Genomic DNA, 15249 nt, shown 5'->3' on the forward strand with positions numbered 1-15249 from the left:
ACCTCAGAACTCGTAGCCGAAGGCGTCGATGGTGTCGGCGAACACCGTCGCCACCCGCTCGCGGGACGCGGGCGTGTAGAGCTCGCGGTAGTGGCCGGCGGGCCGTGCGTTGCCCTTGGCACGCGGCAGGTCGGGCTCCCCCGGGAGCCCGAGGTGGTGCCAGACCTCGGTGAGCTCGGCGTCGAGGTTCTCGTAGCGCAGCACCCGGTCGAGCACCATCTTGCCGCGGATCCGGTAGAGGCGGCGGTTGTTGGCCAGCTGCTCGATCCAGATCTCCTGGACGTAGGTCTCGAAGTCCGGCAGCTCGGGCCGGTCCTTGTACTTCCAGAAGTAGAGCGAGACCACCGCGTCCCACGGGTTGCGCTCGATCGCGAAGGTGAAGTAGCTGTCGAAGGCCTCCGCCCCGACCAGGTCGCGCGTCGCCTTGGCGCCCATGTGGTTGTACGCCTTGCGCGGGAGCGGCGGCGACTCGAAGTTCTGCGGCGCACGACCGCCGGCGGCCTGGCGCAGCGCCTCGTCCTCGGGGCTGATCTCGGTGATGATGTCGTCGGGCCCGCACACCTTGGACAGCGCGATCTCCACGCTCGTGCCCGCGGTCTTGCGGGTCTTGAGGAAGATGAAGCGGTGCTGGTGGGACGCGATCACGGGGACGACCCTATCCGCCGCGACGTCAGGTGCGATCGTCCTCCGACAGCAGCTCGTCCTCGACCGTTCCGCCGTAGCCCTCCTCCTCGGGATCACCGTGCATCCCGTGGCTCACGGCGTACTCCTCCTCGGGCGAGAGGATGAGCCGGTGCCGGCCCACGGCGCCGAAGAGCGCCAGGCCGATCGCGTAGAGCACGGCGATGGCCACGATGGCCGGACGGAAGTCGGGGTTGATGAGGACACCGATGAAGGTGATGCCCGCGATGGCCCCGGCGACCACGGCCCCGGGCACGCCGACCGGGCTGAGGTAGGGACGCCTGGCCTGGGGGAACTTCTGGCGCAGCAGGACGAAGGACACCATCTGGAGGACGTAGGCCAGGACCGCGCCCCACACCGCGATGTTGAGCACGATCGCGGTCGCCTGCTCCCCCGCCTCCCCACCCCTGCGGGACAGGATGTCGACGATCAGCAGGACCACGAACCCGAAGGCGGCCCCGGCCACCAGCGCCACCCACGGTGTCCTGCGGGCGCCGGTGATCGACAGGAACTTCGGGTAGTAGCCCGCGCGGCTCAGGGAGTACATGTTGCGGCCGTAGGCGAACATGATCCCCTGCAGGCTGGCGAGCAGACCGATGAGCGCGAAGAGCGACAGCAGCGCCGCGAGGTCGTCGGAGAGGAACGCGCGGAAGCCGTCGAGGAGCGGCTCGCCGGACGCGCCGAGTGCCTCGGAGCCGGTGACTGCCGGGTTGAGGACGAAGACCAGGGCGCCGGTGGCGCAGAGCGTGACCATGCCGATGATGCCGGCGCGCGGGATGTCGGTGTGGGGCGAGTGCGCCTCCTCCGCTGCCAGCGGCAGCTCCTCGATGCCGAGGAAGAACCACATCGCGAACGGCAGCGCGTAGAGCACGCCGAGCCAGCCGAACGGGAGGAACTCGCTGTTGCCGGGCTCGGGCTCGATGTCCATCAGGTTGCCGAAGTCGACGGCGCCGTTGGCGATGGCGAGGACCGCGAAGAGGACCAGCACCCCGATCGAGACGACAGCGACGACGATGGCGAACTTGAAGGAGACCTCGGCACCGGCCGAGTTCAGCCCGACGAAGACCGCGTAGAGGACCAGCCACCAGATCCACTGGTTGTCACCGACGCTGAGCCCGAAGAGCTCGTCGGTGATGGAGTCGAGGTAGAGCGCCGAGAACAGCACGATCACGCCGGTCGTGAAGACGTACTCGATCGTCTCCGCCAGGCCGGTCACGAAGCCGCCCCACGGACCCATCGCCGAGCGGGCGAAGGAGTAGGCGCCGCCGGTGTGCGGCATCGCCGCGGACATCTCGCCGATGGAGAAGAGCATGCCGAAGTACATGACCACGATGACCACGCTGGCGACGGCCAGGCCGCCCCAGCCGGCCTCGCCGATGCCGAAGTTCCATCCGGAGAAGTCGCCGGAGATGACGGCCGCGACGCCGATGCCCCACAGTCCCCAGAAGCCGGCCGCGCGCTGCAGCTGGCGCTTGTCGAAGTAGCCATCCTCGGCGTGGTGGTAGCTCACACCCGAGACGTTGAGGGATTCCTTGCTCATGACGGACGCTCCTGGAGGGGGTGGGTCGCGTGACGGCTCTGGCCGGATGCTAGACCCGTCAATGGCAGGTCGGCTATACCTTTGGATCGCAGGTTTGGCGCAGGCCCGACGACCCTCACGGTGTCGCCGCCCACGCAATGGTTGACTCCGCACGACAATGAGCGCATTACTGGTCGCACACCCGCAGCCCCAGGAGGTCTCATGGCACAGGATCGGCCGACCACGGGGCTGTTGGCCCTCGACGACCTGGCATCGCTGGTCGACGCAGGTGAGATCGACACCGTGGTGGTCGGTTTCGCCGACATGCAGGGGCGCCTGGTCGGCAAGCGGGTCTCCTCCCGGCTCTTCCTCGAGGAGGTCGCCCCGCACGGCGCCGAGTGCTGCAACTACCTGCTCGCGGTCGACGTCGAGATGAACACCGTCGACGGCTACGCGATGTCGGGCTGGGACCGCGGCTACGGCGACATGGTGATGCGTCCCGACCTCTCCACCCTCCGGCTCACGCCCTGGCTTCCCGGGAGCGCACTGGTCCTGGCCGACCTCGAATGGTTCGACGGCACGCCCGTGCAGGCGGCCCCGCGGAGCGTGCTCCAGCGCCAGGTCGACCGGCTCGCGGAGCGCTCGCTGGTCCCCTACGTCGGCACCGAGCTGGAGTTCATGGTCTTCGAGGACACCTTCCGCGACGCCTTCGCCAAGAGGTACGCCGGGCTCCGCGCCGGCAGCGACTACAACATCGACTACGCGATGCTCGGCTCCACCCGCATGGAGCCGCTCCTGCGCGACATCCGCCGCGGCATGGAGGGCGCGGGGATGTACTGCGAGGGCTCCAAGGGCGAGTGCAACCTGGGCCAGCAGGAGATCGCGTTCCGCTACGACCACGGCCTGGTCACGTGCGACAACCACACGATCTACAAGAACGGCGCGAAGGAGATCGCCGACGCGCACGGCAAGAGCCTCACCTTCATGGCGAAGTTCGACGAGCGCGAGGGCAACAGCTGCCACATCCACATGTCCGTGCGTGGTGACGACGGCTCGGCGGTCATGGCCGACGACGCCCGCACCCACGGCATGTCGGAGCTCTTCGAGCAGTGGGTCGCCGGCCAGCTCGCCTGCATGCGCGAGCTGACGTTGTTCTTCGCCCCCACCATCAACTCCTACAAGAGGTACGTCGCCGGGAGCTTCGCGCCGACCGCGGTCGCCTGGGGGATGGACAACCGCACGTGCGCCCTGCGCGTCGTGGGCCACGGACTGGGCATGCGCCTGGAGAACCGCGTGCCCGGCGGCGACGTGAACCCCTACCTCGCGGTCGCCGCGATCGCCGCGGCCGGGCTGCACGGCATCGACAACGAGCTGCCGCTCGAGGCAGCCTTCGAGGGCAACGCCTACACCAGCGACGTGGACCGGCTGCCGACCACGCTGCGCGAGGCGGCCGACCTCTTCGAGGGCTCGGCCGTGGCGCGGGCGGCGTTCGGCGACGAGGTCGTCGAGCACTACCTCAACAACGCCCGCGTCGAGCAGCGGGCGTACGACGCCGCGGTCACCGACTGGGAGCGGGTGCGGTGCTTTGAACGGATGTGACCCTGCCCTCCCGACGCGGGGCTCCCGTCGTCCCGTCGTCGGCGTCACGACGTACGTCGAGCGCGCCCGGCAGGGCGTGTGGGACGTGCCGGCGGCCTACCTCCAGTACCAGTACGTCGAGCTGGTGACGCACGCCGGCGGCATCCCCGTGCTGCTCCCGCCGCCCGGCCCCGACCCCGAGCACGCGGCCGCGCGCGAGGTGCTCGACCGCGTCGACGCGCTGGTGCTCGCCGGAGGACGCGACGTCGGCGCGCAGACGTACGGCGCCGAGCCGCACGCCACCGCCGACCCGCCGGCGACCGACCGGGACACGTGGGAGCTGGCCCTCACCCGGGAGGCCCTGGACCGCGACCTGCCACTGCTGGGCATCTGCCGGGGAGCCCAGGTGCTCACGGTCGCGCTGGGCGGCACGCTCGTGCAGCACGTGCCGGACCTGCCCGACGCGCGGGCGCACAAGCACGGACCGGGCGAGTTCGCCTCGCACGTGGTGCGGACCGTCGCGGGCAGCCGGGTCGCCGCCGCCCTGGGCGCGGACGCCGCGGTGTCGTGCTACCACCACCAGGCGGTCGACGAGCTGCCCGCCGGCCTGCGGGCCACGGCCCACGCCGAGGACGGCGTGGTCGAGGCGGTCGAGCTCGCCGGGGACGGCTTCGCCGTCGGGGTGCAGTGGCACCCCGAGCAGGCACTGGACGACCTGCGCCTGATGGACTCGCTGGTGCAGGCAGCACGCGGGCGGACCGAGGAGACAGTGTGACCACCGAGATGTTCGACATCGTCAACCCGGCCGACGAGTCGGTCGTGACGAGCGTTCCCGAGCTCGGGGCCGAGGCCGTCGACCACGCCGTCGACCGGGCCCGGTCGGCCCAGAGGACGTGGGCGGCACTCGCGCCCGCCGACCGCGCAGCCGCGCTGCGCTCCTTCGCCACGACCGTGGACGCCCACGTCGCCGAGCTGGCCGACCTGGAGGTGCGCAACTCCGGTCACCCGATCGCCCAGGCGGAGTGGGAGGCCGGGCACGTCCGCGACGTCCTCACCTACTACGCCGCCGCGCCCGAGCGGCTGTTCGGCCGGCAGATCCCCGTGGCCGGGGGGCTCGACATGACCTTCGCCGAGCCGATCGGCGTCGTCGGCGTCGTGACGCCGTGGAACTTCCCGATGACGATCGCCTCGTGGGGCTTCGCGCCGGCGCTGGCGGCCGGCAACGCCGTGGTGCTGAAGCCGGCCGAGTGGACCCCGCTGACGTCGCTGCGGCTGGCCGAGCTCGGCGTCGAGGCGGGGCTGCCGGAGGGCCTGTTCCAGGTCGTCACCGGCAAGGGGTCGGTGGTCGGCGAGCGGCTCGTCGACCACCCGGACGTGCGCAAGGTCGTCTTCACCGGGTCGACCGAGACCGGCACCCGGGTGATGGGCCGCGCCGCCGCGCAGGTCAAGCAGGTCACGCTGGAGCTCGGCGGCAAGAGCGCCAACATCGTCTTCGCCGACAGCGACCTCGAGCGCGCCGCCGCCACCGCGCCGTACGGCGTCTTCGACAACGCCGGGCAGGACTGCTGCGCGCGCAGCCGCATCCTGGTCCAGCGCAGCGTGCTCGACCGGTTCATGGAGCTGCTCGAGCCCGCCGTCGCCGGCGTGCGGGTCGGCGACCCCCGCGACCGCGACACCGAGATGGGTCCGCTCGTGTCCCGCTCGCACTGGGAGAAGGTGGCGTCCTACGTGCCCGACGACACCGACGTCGCCTTCCGCGGGCAGGCTCCCGAGGGGCCGGGCTTCTGGTTCCCGCCGACCGTGCTGACGCCGTCGCGCGAGGACCCGACGGCGCGCGAGGAGATCTTCGGGCCGATCGTGGCGGTGCTGCCCTTCGACGACGAGGCCGACGCGATCGCGCTGGCCAACGACTCCGCCTACGGCCTGTCCGGCTCCATCTGGACCCGCGACCTCTCGCGGGCCATCCGCGTCAGTCGTGCCGTCGAGGCCGGCAACCTCTCGGTGAACTCCCACTCGTCGGTGCGCTACAGCACGCCCTTTGGCGGGTTCAAGCAGTCCGGCGTCGGTCGCGAGCTCGGCCCCGACGCGCCCCTGTCGTTCACCGAGACCAAGAACGTCTTCATCGCCATCGACTCCGAGGAGCAGTCATGACCGACCCCCGCCCAGCCTTCTCGGTGGACCTCACGCAGCGCCTGCGCGACCGGGTCGCCGTCGTCACCGGTGGCGCGTCCGGCATCGGCCTGGCCTCGGCCCGCCGGCTGGCCGGCGAGGGCGCGCGGGTCGTCATCGCCGACCTCGACCCCGCGACCGGGCAGGCCGCGGCCGACGAGGTCGGCGGCACCTTCGTCGCGGTCGACGTCGCCGAGCGCGAGCAGGTGGACGCCCTGTTCGACTCGGTGGCCGAGTCGCACGGCTCGGTCGACATCGCCTTCAACAACGCGGGCATCTCGCCGCCGGAGGACGACCTGATCGAGTCGACCGACCTGGACGCCTGGGATCGCGTCCAGCGCGTCAACCTCACCTCGGTCTACCTGTGCTGCCGGGCCGCGCTGCGCCACATGGTCCCGCAGGGCCGCGGCTCGATCATCAACACGGCGTCGTTCGTCGCCGTGATGGGCTCGGCCACCTCGCAGATCTCCTACACCGCGTCGAAGGGCGGCGTGCTGGCGATGTCGCGCGAGCTCGGCGTGCAGCACGCCCGCCAGGGCATCCGGGTCAACGCCCTCTGCCCGGGCCCGGTCAACACGCCCCTGCTGCAGGAGCTCTTCGCCAAGGACCCGGAGCGGGCCGCCCGACGCCTCGTCCACGTGCCGGTCGGGCGCTTCGCCGAGCCCGAGGAGCTGGCGGCCGCGGTCGCGTTCCTGGCCAGCGACGACGCCTCCTTCATCACCGCGAGCAGCTTCATGGTCGACGGCGGCATCCACGCGGCGTACGTCACTCCGCTGTGAGCACGGACATGTTCGAGTCGCGTCTCGCCGAGGAGACGTTCTTCCGGCCGGTCCGGCCGGGCAACGCGTTCGAGGACACGGTGCAGCGGCTGCTGCAGACCATCCGCCTCGGCGTGGTGGCGCCCGGCGGGTCGCTGCCGTCGGAGCGCGAGCTCGCGGTCCGGCTCGGCGTCAGCCGCGACACCGTGCGCGAGGCGCTGCGCTCGCTGGGCGAGGCGGGGTACGTCGTCTCGCGGCGCGGGCGCTACGGCGGGACCTTCGTGGCCGACGAGCTGCCGGGGGCGGCCGTCCCGGTCCCCCGCGCCGCCGACGAGCCGCCCGGGCTGGATCCCGCGGACCTCGAGGAGGTGCTCGCGCTGCGCGAGGTGCTGGAGGTGGGGGCGGCGCGACTGGCCGCGGCTCGGACCCTGTCGGCGCCGGAGCGCGACCTGGTGTGGCGGGCCCTGGAGGAGGTCACAGCGGCGGACCCGACCGACTACCGCCGGCTCGACTCCCGGCTCCACCTCGTGATCGCGGAGGTCACCGGGGTGCGGTCGCTGGTCACGCTCGTGGCGGACAACCGGATGCGGATCAACAGCCTGCTCGACGAGATCCCGCTGCTGGAGCGCAACATCGCGCACTCCGACGAGCAGCACCGGACCCTGGTGACCGCCATCCTGGCCGGCCAGCCCGACGCCGCGGCGGCCGCCGCGGAGGAGCACCTCGCCGGGTCGGCGGCCCTGCTGCGCGGCTTCCTGGCATGAGCGCGACCGATCAACCCCGCCACGACCACCACTTCCGCGGCGAGGACTGGTGGGGCGACGACCTCGGCGCCGCGCGCTTCGTGGACTGCACCTTCACCGACGTCGACCTCTCCGAGGCGAGCACCTCGGGTGCCGTGTTCGAGCGGTGCACCTTCCACGGCGGCCGCCTCAACGCCTCCACCCACGTCGCCACCGCGTTCGTCGGCTGCGACTTCCGGCGAACGTCGTTCTTCGACGCCACGCTCGACGGCTGCAAGCTGGTCGGCTCGACCTTCGCCGAGTGCGTGCTGCGACCGCTCACCGTCATCGGCGGCTCGTGGCTCGGTGTGAGCATCCGCGGCACCAACCTCTCCCGGCTCGACCTGACCGGGCTCGACCTGCGCGAGGCCGACCTGTCGATGTCCGACCTGACCCTCACGAACCTGTCCCGCGCCCGCCTCGACCGGGCGATGCTGCGCCAGGCCACCCTCGACCGCGCCGACCTCCGCGGCGCGAGCCTCGACGGCGTCGACCTCTCATCGGCAGACCTCAAGAGGACGAAGCTCGACCTCGCCGGCGCCGTGCTGCTGGCCGAGCTCCACGGCGCCGAGGTCGACACCTCGGTCTAACGCCCCAGGCGGGCGCGGAGGCCGTCGATGACCAGGTCGAGCCCGAGGTCGAAGTCGGGCAGCGACTCCAGCGACCGCTCGACGGCGCCGAGGCTGACGGCCTGGCGCGCGGTCTGCTCCTCGAAGGCGTGCCCGAAGACGTAGTGGACGAGGGTCCGCGAGGCCACCGCGACCAGCTCGGCGGGCACGTCGGCGTCGGTGAGGACCTTCTCCATCTCCGTCACCGGGGCGGCGGCCCCGAGGCCGAAGGCCCAGACCGTGGCGACCACGTCGGCCCCGTCGGTGCAGGCGAGCATCGCGTGCCGCAGCTCGCCGCAGACCTCGCGGAGCTGGTCGGGCCACTCGGCGGCAGTGCGCGGGCGGGCGCCGCGTGCGAGGATCTCGTCGGCGACGGCAGCGAGGAGGTCCTGCTTGCTGGCGAAGTGGTGGTAGATCGCGCTGGGCTGCACCCCCAGCTCGGCACCGAGCCGGCGCATCGTGAGGGCGGACAGGCCGTGGGTGTCCAGCAGGGCCACCGCGTGCGCGAGCACGTCGCTGCGGTTGTGGGCCACCACACACTCCTTCGTCGCGATCAGGGGCTGGACGTCGTTGACGCCGCTCTGGCGACCAGCCTAACCTGAACACCGTTCAGCCTGAACAGTGTTCAGGTCGACTCCCCCGCCTCCCCGCAGAAAGCCCGACGCCCGATGTCTGCCATGACCCAGCCCGACACCACGCACGGGGACTCCCCCACGACCTCCTCGTCCCCGGCGCGCGACATCGCGCTCATCGCGGCCTTCGCCGCCCTCATCTCCGCCAGCGCCTACGTCGGCGCGATCCCCGTCGGCAGCGCCGGCGTACCGATCACGCTCCAGACCCTGACCGTGATGCTCGCCGGTTGCATCCTCGGCCCGCTCCGTGGCTTCGCGGCGGTCACGCTCTACCTCGCACTCGGCGCCGTCGGGCTGCCGGTCTTCGCCGAGCACTCCTCCGGCATCGGCGTCTTCACCGGGATCAGCGGCGGCTACCTGCTGTCCTTCCCCGTCGCCGCGCTGCTGGGCGGCTTCCTCGTGAAGTACGTCGCCCGCGACCGCCGCACCCGCGCGATCGTCGTCTTCTTCTGCTCCCTGGCGGCCAGCGTGCTGGTCATCCACACGATGGGCATCGCCGGGATGAAGCTCTACGCCGACGTCTCGTGGCGCGAGGCCGCCTCGTGGGACATGCCGTTCTGGATCGGTGACCTGGTGAAGACGTCGCTCGTCGCGATGATCGCCGCCGAGGTGCACCGCGCGTTCCCTCAGCTCCTGCAGCGCGACTGACGCTGCGTGAGCTGACGTGACCTCAATTCAGTTCGAGGCCGCGTCCGTCCGGGTCCCCCTGCCCGGGCGCGGCCACCGCGAGATCCTCGCGCCCACCACGCTCACCCTCACCGAGCGCCGCGTCGGCGTCATCGGCGCCAACGGGTCGGGCAAGTCGACCCTCGCGCGGATGGTCAACGGCCTCGTGCGTCCGTCGTCGGGCCGGGTGACGGTCGACGGCCTCGACGTCGTGCGCGAGGGAGCAGCCGTACGCCGGGTGGTGGGCTTCTGCTTCACCGACCCGGCCGCCCAGCTGGTGATGCCGACGTGCGTCGAGGACATCGAGCTGTCGCTGCGGCGGACGGTCAAGGACAGCCGGGCACGGCGTGAGCGGGCGCTGGCCGTGCTCGCCGCCAACGACCTCGAGGACCACGCACACGACTCGGTGCACTCCCTCTCCGGCGGCCAGCGGCAGCTGCTGGCCCTGGCCGGCGTCCTGGCGACGGACCCGACGGTCGTGGTGGCCGACGAGCCGACCACGCTGCTCGACCGGGCCAACACCCGGCGCGTCGCCGACGCCCTGCTGGGCCTGGCCCAGCAGCTGGTGCTGGTGACCCACGACCTCGACCTGGCCGCGCGCTGCGACCGGGTGATCGTCGTGGACTCGGCCCGCGTCGTCGCCGACGGCACCCCCGAGGAGTCCATCGCGCACTACACGCAGCTGGTCGACACATGAGCGACCTGATGGCCGGGCTGCACCAGCCGGGCGACACGATCCTCCACCGGTTGCCGGTGGGCGCGAAGGTGCTCGGCCTGGCCGTGCTCAGCCTGGCGATCGTGGTGGTGCGCGACGTGCGTGCCGCCCCGGTCTTCCTGCTCGTGACGCTGCTGCTGGCGGCGCTGGCCCGGGTGCCGTTGCGATCGGTGTGGCGCGCGGCCCGCGGCGTGCTGCTCGTCGCGGTCGTCGCGAGCGTGTTCCAGTGGTGGTGGTACGGCGCGGAGAAGGCCGTGGAGACCTTCCTCGACCTGCTGAGCCTGGGCCTGGCCGCGCTGTCGCTGACGGCGACGACCTCGGTCAACGAGATGGTCGACGCCCTCTCCCGGTGGGCACGCCCGTTGCGCTTCCTCGGGGTGGACCCCGACCGGGTGGCCCTCACCGTCGCGCTGACGATCGGCGCCCTGCCCGGGACGATCGCCATCGCGCGGGAGACCCGCGACGCGGCCCGCGCGCGCGGGCTCGACCGCAACCCCCGGGCGTACCTCTCCCCGTTCGTGATCCGGGTCGTCGCCCGGGCACACGAGTCCGGCGACGCGCTCCACGCGCGCGGGATCGGCGACGACTAGGGCCGGTCACCAGCCGGGCGGACGCCTGTCCGCCCACGGCGCGGCCGCCTCGACCTGGCCCGCGAGCGAGAGCAGGAGCTCCTCCTCGGCCGGCCTGGCAGCCAGCATCACTCCGACCGGGAGCCCGTCGTCGGTCCAGTGCAGCGGCAGCGACACCGCGGGCATGCCGGTGACGTTCCAGGCGCTGGTCCAGGGCGTGAACGCCTTCTGCTGGGCGAAGTCACGGGTCGGGTCGGCGTCGTCGCGGAGCTCACCGACGAGTGCCGGCGGTCGGGAGAGGGTCGGCGTGAGGACGACGTCGTACGCCGCGAGGGCAGCGAGCGCCACGGCGGCGTGCTGGCGCAGACGGCCGATGGCGAGGCCGAACTCCGGGCCGCTCACGGCATGGCCGAGCCCGCCGAGCCACCGGGTGAGGGGACGGAGACGATCCTCGCGGCCGGGCGGCGCGGGCGACAGGGCGGTCAGCACGGCCCAGCAGGTCTCGAAGTCCACGACCGCGTCCCGCGGGATCGGCACCGGCACGTCCTCGACGTCGTGGCCGAGCTGCTCGAGGAGCCGGGAGGCGTCCTCCCACGCGGTCACGCTGGACGTGTCGACGTCGACGTCCGTGATGACGGGGGCGATGAAGCGCGCGACGCGCAGGCGACCAGGCTCGCGGTCGCACGCCTGGAGGAACGGCCCCGACGGAGGCGGCGCCCAGAAGGGGTCTCCCACGCGGCGCCCCGCCAGCACGTCGAGCAGCGCGGCCGCGTCCCGGACGGTGCGGGCGAGGGTGCCGGCGGTGGCGAGCCCGACCGGGTCGCCGTAGCGGGGCGCTCCGCTGATCCGGCCGCGGGTGGGCTTGAGGCCGACGAGGCCGCAGCAGGAGGCGGGGATCCGGATCGACCCGCCGCCGTCGGAGCCGGGGGCGACCGGCAGCAGGCCGGCGGCGACCGCCGCCGCGGCGCCACCCGACGACCCGCCAGCGGTGCGGGTGGTGTCCCATGGCGTGACGGCGGCCGGTGCGACGTCGGGCTCGGTGTAGCAGGGCGAGCCGAACTCCGGGGTGTTGGTCTTGCCCAGGCTCGGCATGCCCGCGGCCGCGACGGTCAGGACGAGGTCGTCCGACTCCTCGGGCACGAAGTCGTCGTAGGCCGCGGAGCCGAAGGTGGTGCGGACCCCTGCGGTCGGGTGGAGGTCCTTGATGCCGGTCGGGACGCCCCACAGCGGACCTGCGTCCGCGGGGCGTCCCTGCGTGCTCAGGAGGGTGGTCAGCTGACGCGCGTGCTCGCGCGCCTGGTCGTGGGTGGTCGTGATGAACGCACCCACGCGGTCGACACGGCCGGCGTAGTGCTCGACCAGCTCGAGCGGCGACACCTCGCCACGGCGTACGGCGTCGCCCTGCTCGAGCGCGGTCAGGTCATGGAGCACACCGCCGACCGTACCGACCCCTCGCGCACGTATCGAGGCTCAGGCAGCGACCTCGGCCTCGTGCGCGACGAGCGCGTCGAGCGCACCGAGGAGGCGCTGGACCGCGGCCTCGTCGGCCAATGGGTCGCCCTCGACGGCCGACTCGTCGACCACGATGCCGTCCACCACGACCGCGCCGGCGATGGTGGCCGAGTGGCGGGCGTGCTCGTGCGACCACTTGCCGCCGTACGGCGTGGGCGTGGCGCCGATGGCCGCGAAGGGCTTGCCGACGATGGCGCCCTGGCCGTAGGGGCGCGAGAGCCAGTCGATGGCGTTGTTGAGGACGGCGGGCATGGTGCCGTTGTACTCAGGGGTGACGGCGAGGACGCGGTCGGCGGCGGCGACCGACTCGCGCAGCGCGATGGCGCTGGCGGGAGCGGTGTCCCCGTCGATCTCCTCGTTGTAGAACGGGACGGTGTCGAGGCCCTCGACGACGTCGACGGTCACACCCGCGGGGGCGTTGTCGCGGAGGTGCTCGGCGATGCGGCGGTTGAGGCTGCCGGTGCGGGTGGAACCGAGGAGGACGGCGACACGGGTCTGCTTGTCAGTGGTCATGCGGATCAAAACGGACCGTGGTCCGCTTTGATTCCCGACCCGGGACATTTTCCCAGTCCTAGGCTGGAGCGCGTGACCCACCTGCTGCCGATGGCGGACGAGCCCGTCCCGGAGCGGGCCGACGCGGCGCGCAACCGCGAGGCCATCCTCGCAGCGGCGCTGCGCCTGGTGGAGACGCGGGGGGTCTCCTGCGTGACGATGGACACGGTCGCGTCGGAGGCCGGGGTCGGCAAGGGCACGCTCTTCCGTCGCTTCCAGAGTCGCGAGGGCCTGATGGCCGCGGTGCTCGACCGGTCCGAGGCGGAGTGGCAGGCGTCGGTCATCTCCGGTCCCCCGCCGCTCGGTCCGGGCGCTCCCCCGATGGAACGGCTCCTCGCCTTCGGCCACTCGCGCATGCGCACCAACGTCACGCACGGCGCCCTCATCAAGGCCGCGACCGGCTCCAGCTCGGCCCGCTCGCGCGCGGCGGCGTCGTTCGCCGTGATGCACGTGCGCCACCTGCTCGGCGAGCTGGGCGTGCGCGGCGACCTGGTCCTGCTCGCGATCGCCGTCATGGCGCCGCTCGACATCATGGTCATCGAGCAGCAGCAGGCCGACAACATCTCGCTCGAGCGGATCGAGGCCGGCTGGGACGACCTCGTACGCCGCGTCGTCCGGGCCTGAACCGTCTGCCGCCGTCGCGATCACCGGGTACCCGGTGATCGGCGCGGTTCGCGCCCGTTGCAACGGTCGAGAAGCGTAGGAAAGGGACTGGAAGCTCAGCCGCGCGGTCACCCCCAAGGCCCCGGAGGACCTCGAGGTCTAGCGGTGGTGGCGCCTCAGCCCGAAGGTCAGCCCGTCGACCAGCGCGCCCCACGACGCCTCGATCACGTTGGCGCCGACACCGACCGTCACCCACGAGGACTCGCCGTCGGTGGTCTCGATGAGCACGCGGGTGATCGCGTCGGTTCCGTGGCCCTGGTCGAGGATGCGGACCTTGTAGTCGATCAGCTCGAACTTCGCGACCTCCGGGAAGGCCTGCCCGATCGCCTCGCGGAGAGCGGCGTCGAGGGCGTTGACCGGCCCGTTGCCCTCGCCGGTGACGACGTACCTCACGCCCTCCGAGCGCAGCTTGACCGTCGCCTCGGAGACGGCCTCGCCGTCGGTGCGCGTCTCGGTGATGACGCGCCACGACTCGACGTCGAAGTACGACGGGCGCGTGCCCTCGACCTCCTCGGCGAGCAGCAGCTCGAAGGACGCGTCGGCGGCCTCGAAGGTGTAGCCGCCCTGCTCCATCCTCTTGACGCGCTCGGTGACCCGTGTGACGACGTCCCGGTCGTCGGAGAGGTCGTAGCCGAGCTCCTTGCCCTTGAGCTCGATCGACGCGCGGCCGGCCATGTCGGAGACGAGCAGGCGCATGTCGTTGCCGACGCCGGTCGGGTCCATGTGCTGGTAGAGGTCGGGGTCGACCTTGATCGCGCTGGCGTGCAGGCCCGCCTTGTGGGCGAACGCCGAGGTGCCGACGTACGGCTGGCGCGACGCCGGCGGGACGTTGGTGACCTCGGCGACGGCGTGGGCGATCCGGGTGGCCTCGCGGAGCAGGCCCGGGGGCAGGACGTCGCGGTCCAGCTTGAGCTCGAGGTTGGCCACGACGGTGACGAGGTCGGCGTTGCCGGTGCGCTCGCCGTAGCCGTTGATGCAGCCCTGGACGTGCGTCGCTCCGGCGGCGACCGCGGCGAGCGAGTTGGCGACCGCACAGCCGCTGTCGTTGTGCGCGTGGATGCCCACGCGGGCGCCGGTCGACTCGATCACGTCGAGCACCACGTCGGAGACCCAGTCGGGGAGCATGCCGCCGTTGGTGTCGCAGAGCGCGACGACCTCGGCGCCCGCCTCGGCGGCGGTGCGCAGGACCTCGAGGGCGTACGCCCGGTTGGCCCGGTAGCCGTCGAAGAAGTGCTCGGCGTCGAGGAAGACCGTCTGGCCCTCCTCGCGCAGGTGGGTCACGGTGTCACGCACCATCGCGAGGTTCTCCTCCAGCGTGGTGCGCAACGCGAGCTCGACGTGCCGGTCGTGCGACTTCGCGACGAGGGTGACGACGCCCGCGCCCGACTCCCGCAGGGCAGCGACGAGCGGGTCGTCAGCAGCGCGTACGCCGGCACGACGGGTGGCACCGAACGCCGCCAGCTTGGCGTGGCGCAGGTCGAGCTCCTCGCGGGCGCGGCGGAAGAACTCGGTGTCCTTGGGGTTCGAGCCGGGCCAACCGCCCTCGATGTAGCCCACGCCGAGGCCGTCGAGCTGCTTGGCGATGGTCAGCTTGTCGGCGACGGAGAGGTTGAGCCCCTCCTGCTGGGCGCCGTCGCGCAGGGTGGTGTCGTAGACGTGGAACGCGCCGTGCAGGTCCATCGGATTTCTCTCGGGTCAGGGGTGTCCGGGTAACAAAAAACCTCCTGGGGTGCAGGAGGTCGGCGCGGCGGGGAGTCCCGTCGCGCTAGGCAATGATGATCGTGCTGGTGATCGTCTTGGTGGTCACGGGATAGATGGTGCCACCGATCCGCCCCAGGTGAGATG

At 72.1% G+C, this 15249-nt stretch carries 16 protein-coding genes; 10 read left to right on the plus strand and 6 right to left on the minus strand.

Annotated elements, in window-relative coordinates; genetic code table 11:
• Positions 1 to 3 precede the first annotated feature (3 nt).
• Positions 4 to 645, minus strand: coding sequence for a hypothetical protein (locus ACS3YM_RS11410; RefSeq protein WP_439936555.1), 642 nt, complete (start codon positions 643 to 645; stop codon positions 4 to 6).
• A gap of 25 nt (positions 646 to 670) precedes the next feature.
• Positions 671 to 2221 (minus strand): amino acid permease, encoded by a 1551-nt coding sequence (locus tag ACS3YM_RS11415; protein WP_439936556.1) that lies wholly within the window; start codon positions 2219 to 2221, stop codon positions 671 to 673.
• A gap of 201 nt (positions 2222 to 2422) precedes the next feature.
• Between ACS3YM_RS11415 and ACS3YM_RS11420 the strand changes: the two genes are divergently transcribed.
• From ACS3YM_RS11420 to ACS3YM_RS11445, 6 genes are read left to right on the plus strand one after another with little or no spacing between them, the layout of a single operon-like run.
• Positions 2423 to 3799: a glutamine synthetase family protein gene (locus ACS3YM_RS11420; RefSeq protein ID WP_439936557.1), complete on the plus strand. Its 1377-nt coding sequence runs from the start codon at positions 2423 to 2425 to the stop codon at positions 3797 to 3799.
• Positions 3786 to 4553 carry a gamma-glutamyl-gamma-aminobutyrate hydrolase family protein gene (locus ACS3YM_RS11425; RefSeq protein ID WP_439936558.1) on the plus strand — a complete coding sequence of 256 codons (768 nt, stop codon included), beginning with the start codon at positions 3786 to 3788 and terminating at the stop codon, positions 4551 to 4553. The genes ACS3YM_RS11420 and ACS3YM_RS11425 overlap by 14 nt, the downstream gene beginning before the upstream one ends.
• Positions 4554 to 4561: 8 nt before the next feature.
• A complete protein-coding gene (locus ACS3YM_RS11430; RefSeq protein ID WP_439939876.1) occupies positions 4562 to 5929 on the plus strand; it encodes an aldehyde dehydrogenase family protein in 1368 nt (455 codons plus the stop codon).
• Positions 5926 to 6726: a 3-oxoacyl-ACP reductase gene (locus tag ACS3YM_RS11435; protein WP_439936559.1), complete on the plus strand. Its 801-nt coding sequence runs from the start codon at positions 5926 to 5928 to the stop codon at positions 6724 to 6726. Before ACS3YM_RS11430 ends, ACS3YM_RS11435 begins: the two co-directional genes overlap by 4 nt.
• Positions 6727 to 6734: 8 nt before the next feature.
• Positions 6735 to 7469 (plus strand): FadR/GntR family transcriptional regulator, encoded by a 735-nt coding sequence (locus ACS3YM_RS11440; RefSeq protein WP_439936560.1) that lies wholly within the window; start codon positions 6735 to 6737, stop codon positions 7467 to 7469.
• A complete protein-coding gene (locus tag ACS3YM_RS11445; RefSeq protein WP_439936561.1) occupies positions 7466 to 8077 on the plus strand; it encodes a pentapeptide repeat-containing protein in 612 nt (203 codons plus the stop codon). The genes ACS3YM_RS11440 and ACS3YM_RS11445 overlap by 4 nt, the downstream gene beginning before the upstream one ends.
• Here ACS3YM_RS11445 and ACS3YM_RS11450 read toward each other — a convergent pair.
• Positions 8074 to 8628 carry a TetR family transcriptional regulator gene (locus ACS3YM_RS11450; RefSeq protein ID WP_439936562.1) on the minus strand — a complete coding sequence of 185 codons (555 nt, stop codon included), beginning with the start codon at positions 8626 to 8628 and terminating at the stop codon, positions 8074 to 8076. The genes ACS3YM_RS11445 and ACS3YM_RS11450 overlap by 4 nt on opposite strands.
• Positions 8629 to 8772: 144 nt before the next feature.
• On the opposite strand from ACS3YM_RS11450, the gene ACS3YM_RS11455 reads away from it, so the two are divergent.
• The 3 genes from ACS3YM_RS11455 to ACS3YM_RS11465 are packed head-to-tail and all read left to right on the plus strand — an operon-like array spanning position 8773 to position 10698.
• The gene (locus ACS3YM_RS11455; protein ID WP_439936563.1) at positions 8773 to 9375 is read left to right on the plus strand and encodes a biotin transporter BioY; all 603 of its coding nucleotides are present in this window, start codon (positions 8773 to 8775) and stop codon (positions 9373 to 9375) included.
• A 16-nt stretch (positions 9376 to 9391) separates the two neighbouring features.
• Positions 9392 to 10090, plus strand: a complete 699-nt coding sequence (locus ACS3YM_RS11460) for an energy-coupling factor ABC transporter ATP-binding protein (protein ID WP_439936564.1) — start codon at positions 9392 to 9394, stop codon at positions 10088 to 10090.
• Positions 10087 to 10698 carry a CbiQ family ECF transporter T component gene (locus tag ACS3YM_RS11465; protein ID WP_439936565.1) on the plus strand — a complete coding sequence of 204 codons (612 nt, stop codon included), beginning with the start codon at positions 10087 to 10089 and terminating at the stop codon, positions 10696 to 10698. Before ACS3YM_RS11460 ends, ACS3YM_RS11465 begins: the two co-directional genes overlap by 4 nt.
• Before the next feature lie 6 nt (positions 10699 to 10704).
• On the opposite strand, the gene ACS3YM_RS11470 is transcribed toward ACS3YM_RS11465, so the two are convergent.
• Both ACS3YM_RS11470 and ACS3YM_RS11475 read right to left on the minus strand, forming a co-directional pair.
• Positions 10705 to 12108 carry an amidase gene (locus ACS3YM_RS11470; protein WP_439936566.1) on the minus strand — a complete coding sequence of 468 codons (1404 nt, stop codon included), beginning with the start codon at positions 12106 to 12108 and terminating at the stop codon, positions 10705 to 10707.
• 39 nt (positions 12109 to 12147) lie between these two features.
• Positions 12148 to 12702: an NAD(P)H-dependent oxidoreductase gene (locus ACS3YM_RS11475; RefSeq protein WP_439936567.1), complete on the minus strand. Its 555-nt coding sequence runs from the start codon at positions 12700 to 12702 to the stop codon at positions 12148 to 12150.
• Positions 12703 to 12774: 72 nt separating this feature from the next.
• On the opposite strand from ACS3YM_RS11475, the gene ACS3YM_RS11480 reads away from it, so the two are divergent.
• Positions 12775 to 13365, plus strand: coding sequence for a TetR/AcrR family transcriptional regulator (locus tag ACS3YM_RS11480; protein WP_439936568.1), 591 nt, complete (start codon positions 12775 to 12777; stop codon positions 13363 to 13365).
• Positions 13366 to 13503: 138 nt separating this feature from the next.
• Here ACS3YM_RS11480 and cimA read toward each other — a convergent pair whose 3' ends face one another.
• Complete coding sequence (gene cimA / locus ACS3YM_RS11485) at positions 13504 to 15084, minus strand: citramalate synthase (protein WP_439936569.1); 1581 nt, start codon at positions 15082 to 15084, stop codon at positions 13504 to 13506.
• Positions 15085 to 15249 lie beyond the last annotated feature (165 nt).

The sequence above is a fragment of the Nocardioides sp. N13(2025) genome (assembly GCF_051912545.1).
Classification (GTDB): domain Bacteria; phylum Actinomycetota; class Actinomycetes; order Propionibacteriales; family Nocardioidaceae; genus Nocardioides.

Excerpts from the sequence above, each read along its gene's own strand:
- ACS3YM_RS11430 (WP_439939876.1), top strand. The coding sequence starts at position 4,562 with ATGTTCGACATCGTCAACCCGGCCGACGAGTCGGTCGTGACGAGCGTT.
- ACS3YM_RS11445 (WP_439936561.1), top strand. The coding sequence starts at position 7,466 with ATGAGCGCGACCGATCAACCCCGCCACGACCACCACTTCCGCGGCGAG.
- ACS3YM_RS11475 (WP_439936567.1), bottom strand. The coding sequence starts at position 12,702 with ATGACCACTGACAAGCAGACCCGTGTCGCCGTCCTCCTCGGTTCCACC.
- ACS3YM_RS11415 (WP_439936556.1), bottom strand. The coding sequence starts at position 2,221 with ATGAGCAAGGAATCCCTCAACGTCTCGGGTGTGAGCTACCACCACGCC.
- ACS3YM_RS11420 (WP_439936557.1), top strand. The coding sequence starts at position 2,423 with ATGGCACAGGATCGGCCGACCACGGGGCTGTTGGCCCTCGACGACCTG.
- ACS3YM_RS11455 (WP_439936563.1), top strand. The coding sequence starts at position 8,773 with ATGACCCAGCCCGACACCACGCACGGGGACTCCCCCACGACCTCCTCG.
- ACS3YM_RS11435 (WP_439936559.1), top strand. The coding sequence starts at position 5,926 with ATGACCGACCCCCGCCCAGCCTTCTCGGTGGACCTCACGCAGCGCCTG.
- cimA (WP_439936569.1), bottom strand. The coding sequence starts at position 15,084 with ATGGACCTGCACGGCGCGTTCCACGTCTACGACACCACCCTGCGCGAC.
- ACS3YM_RS11465 (WP_439936565.1), top strand. The coding sequence starts at position 10,087 with ATGAGCGACCTGATGGCCGGGCTGCACCAGCCGGGCGACACGATCCTC.
- ACS3YM_RS11440 (WP_439936560.1), top strand. The coding sequence starts at position 6,735 with ATGTTCGAGTCGCGTCTCGCCGAGGAGACGTTCTTCCGGCCGGTCCGG.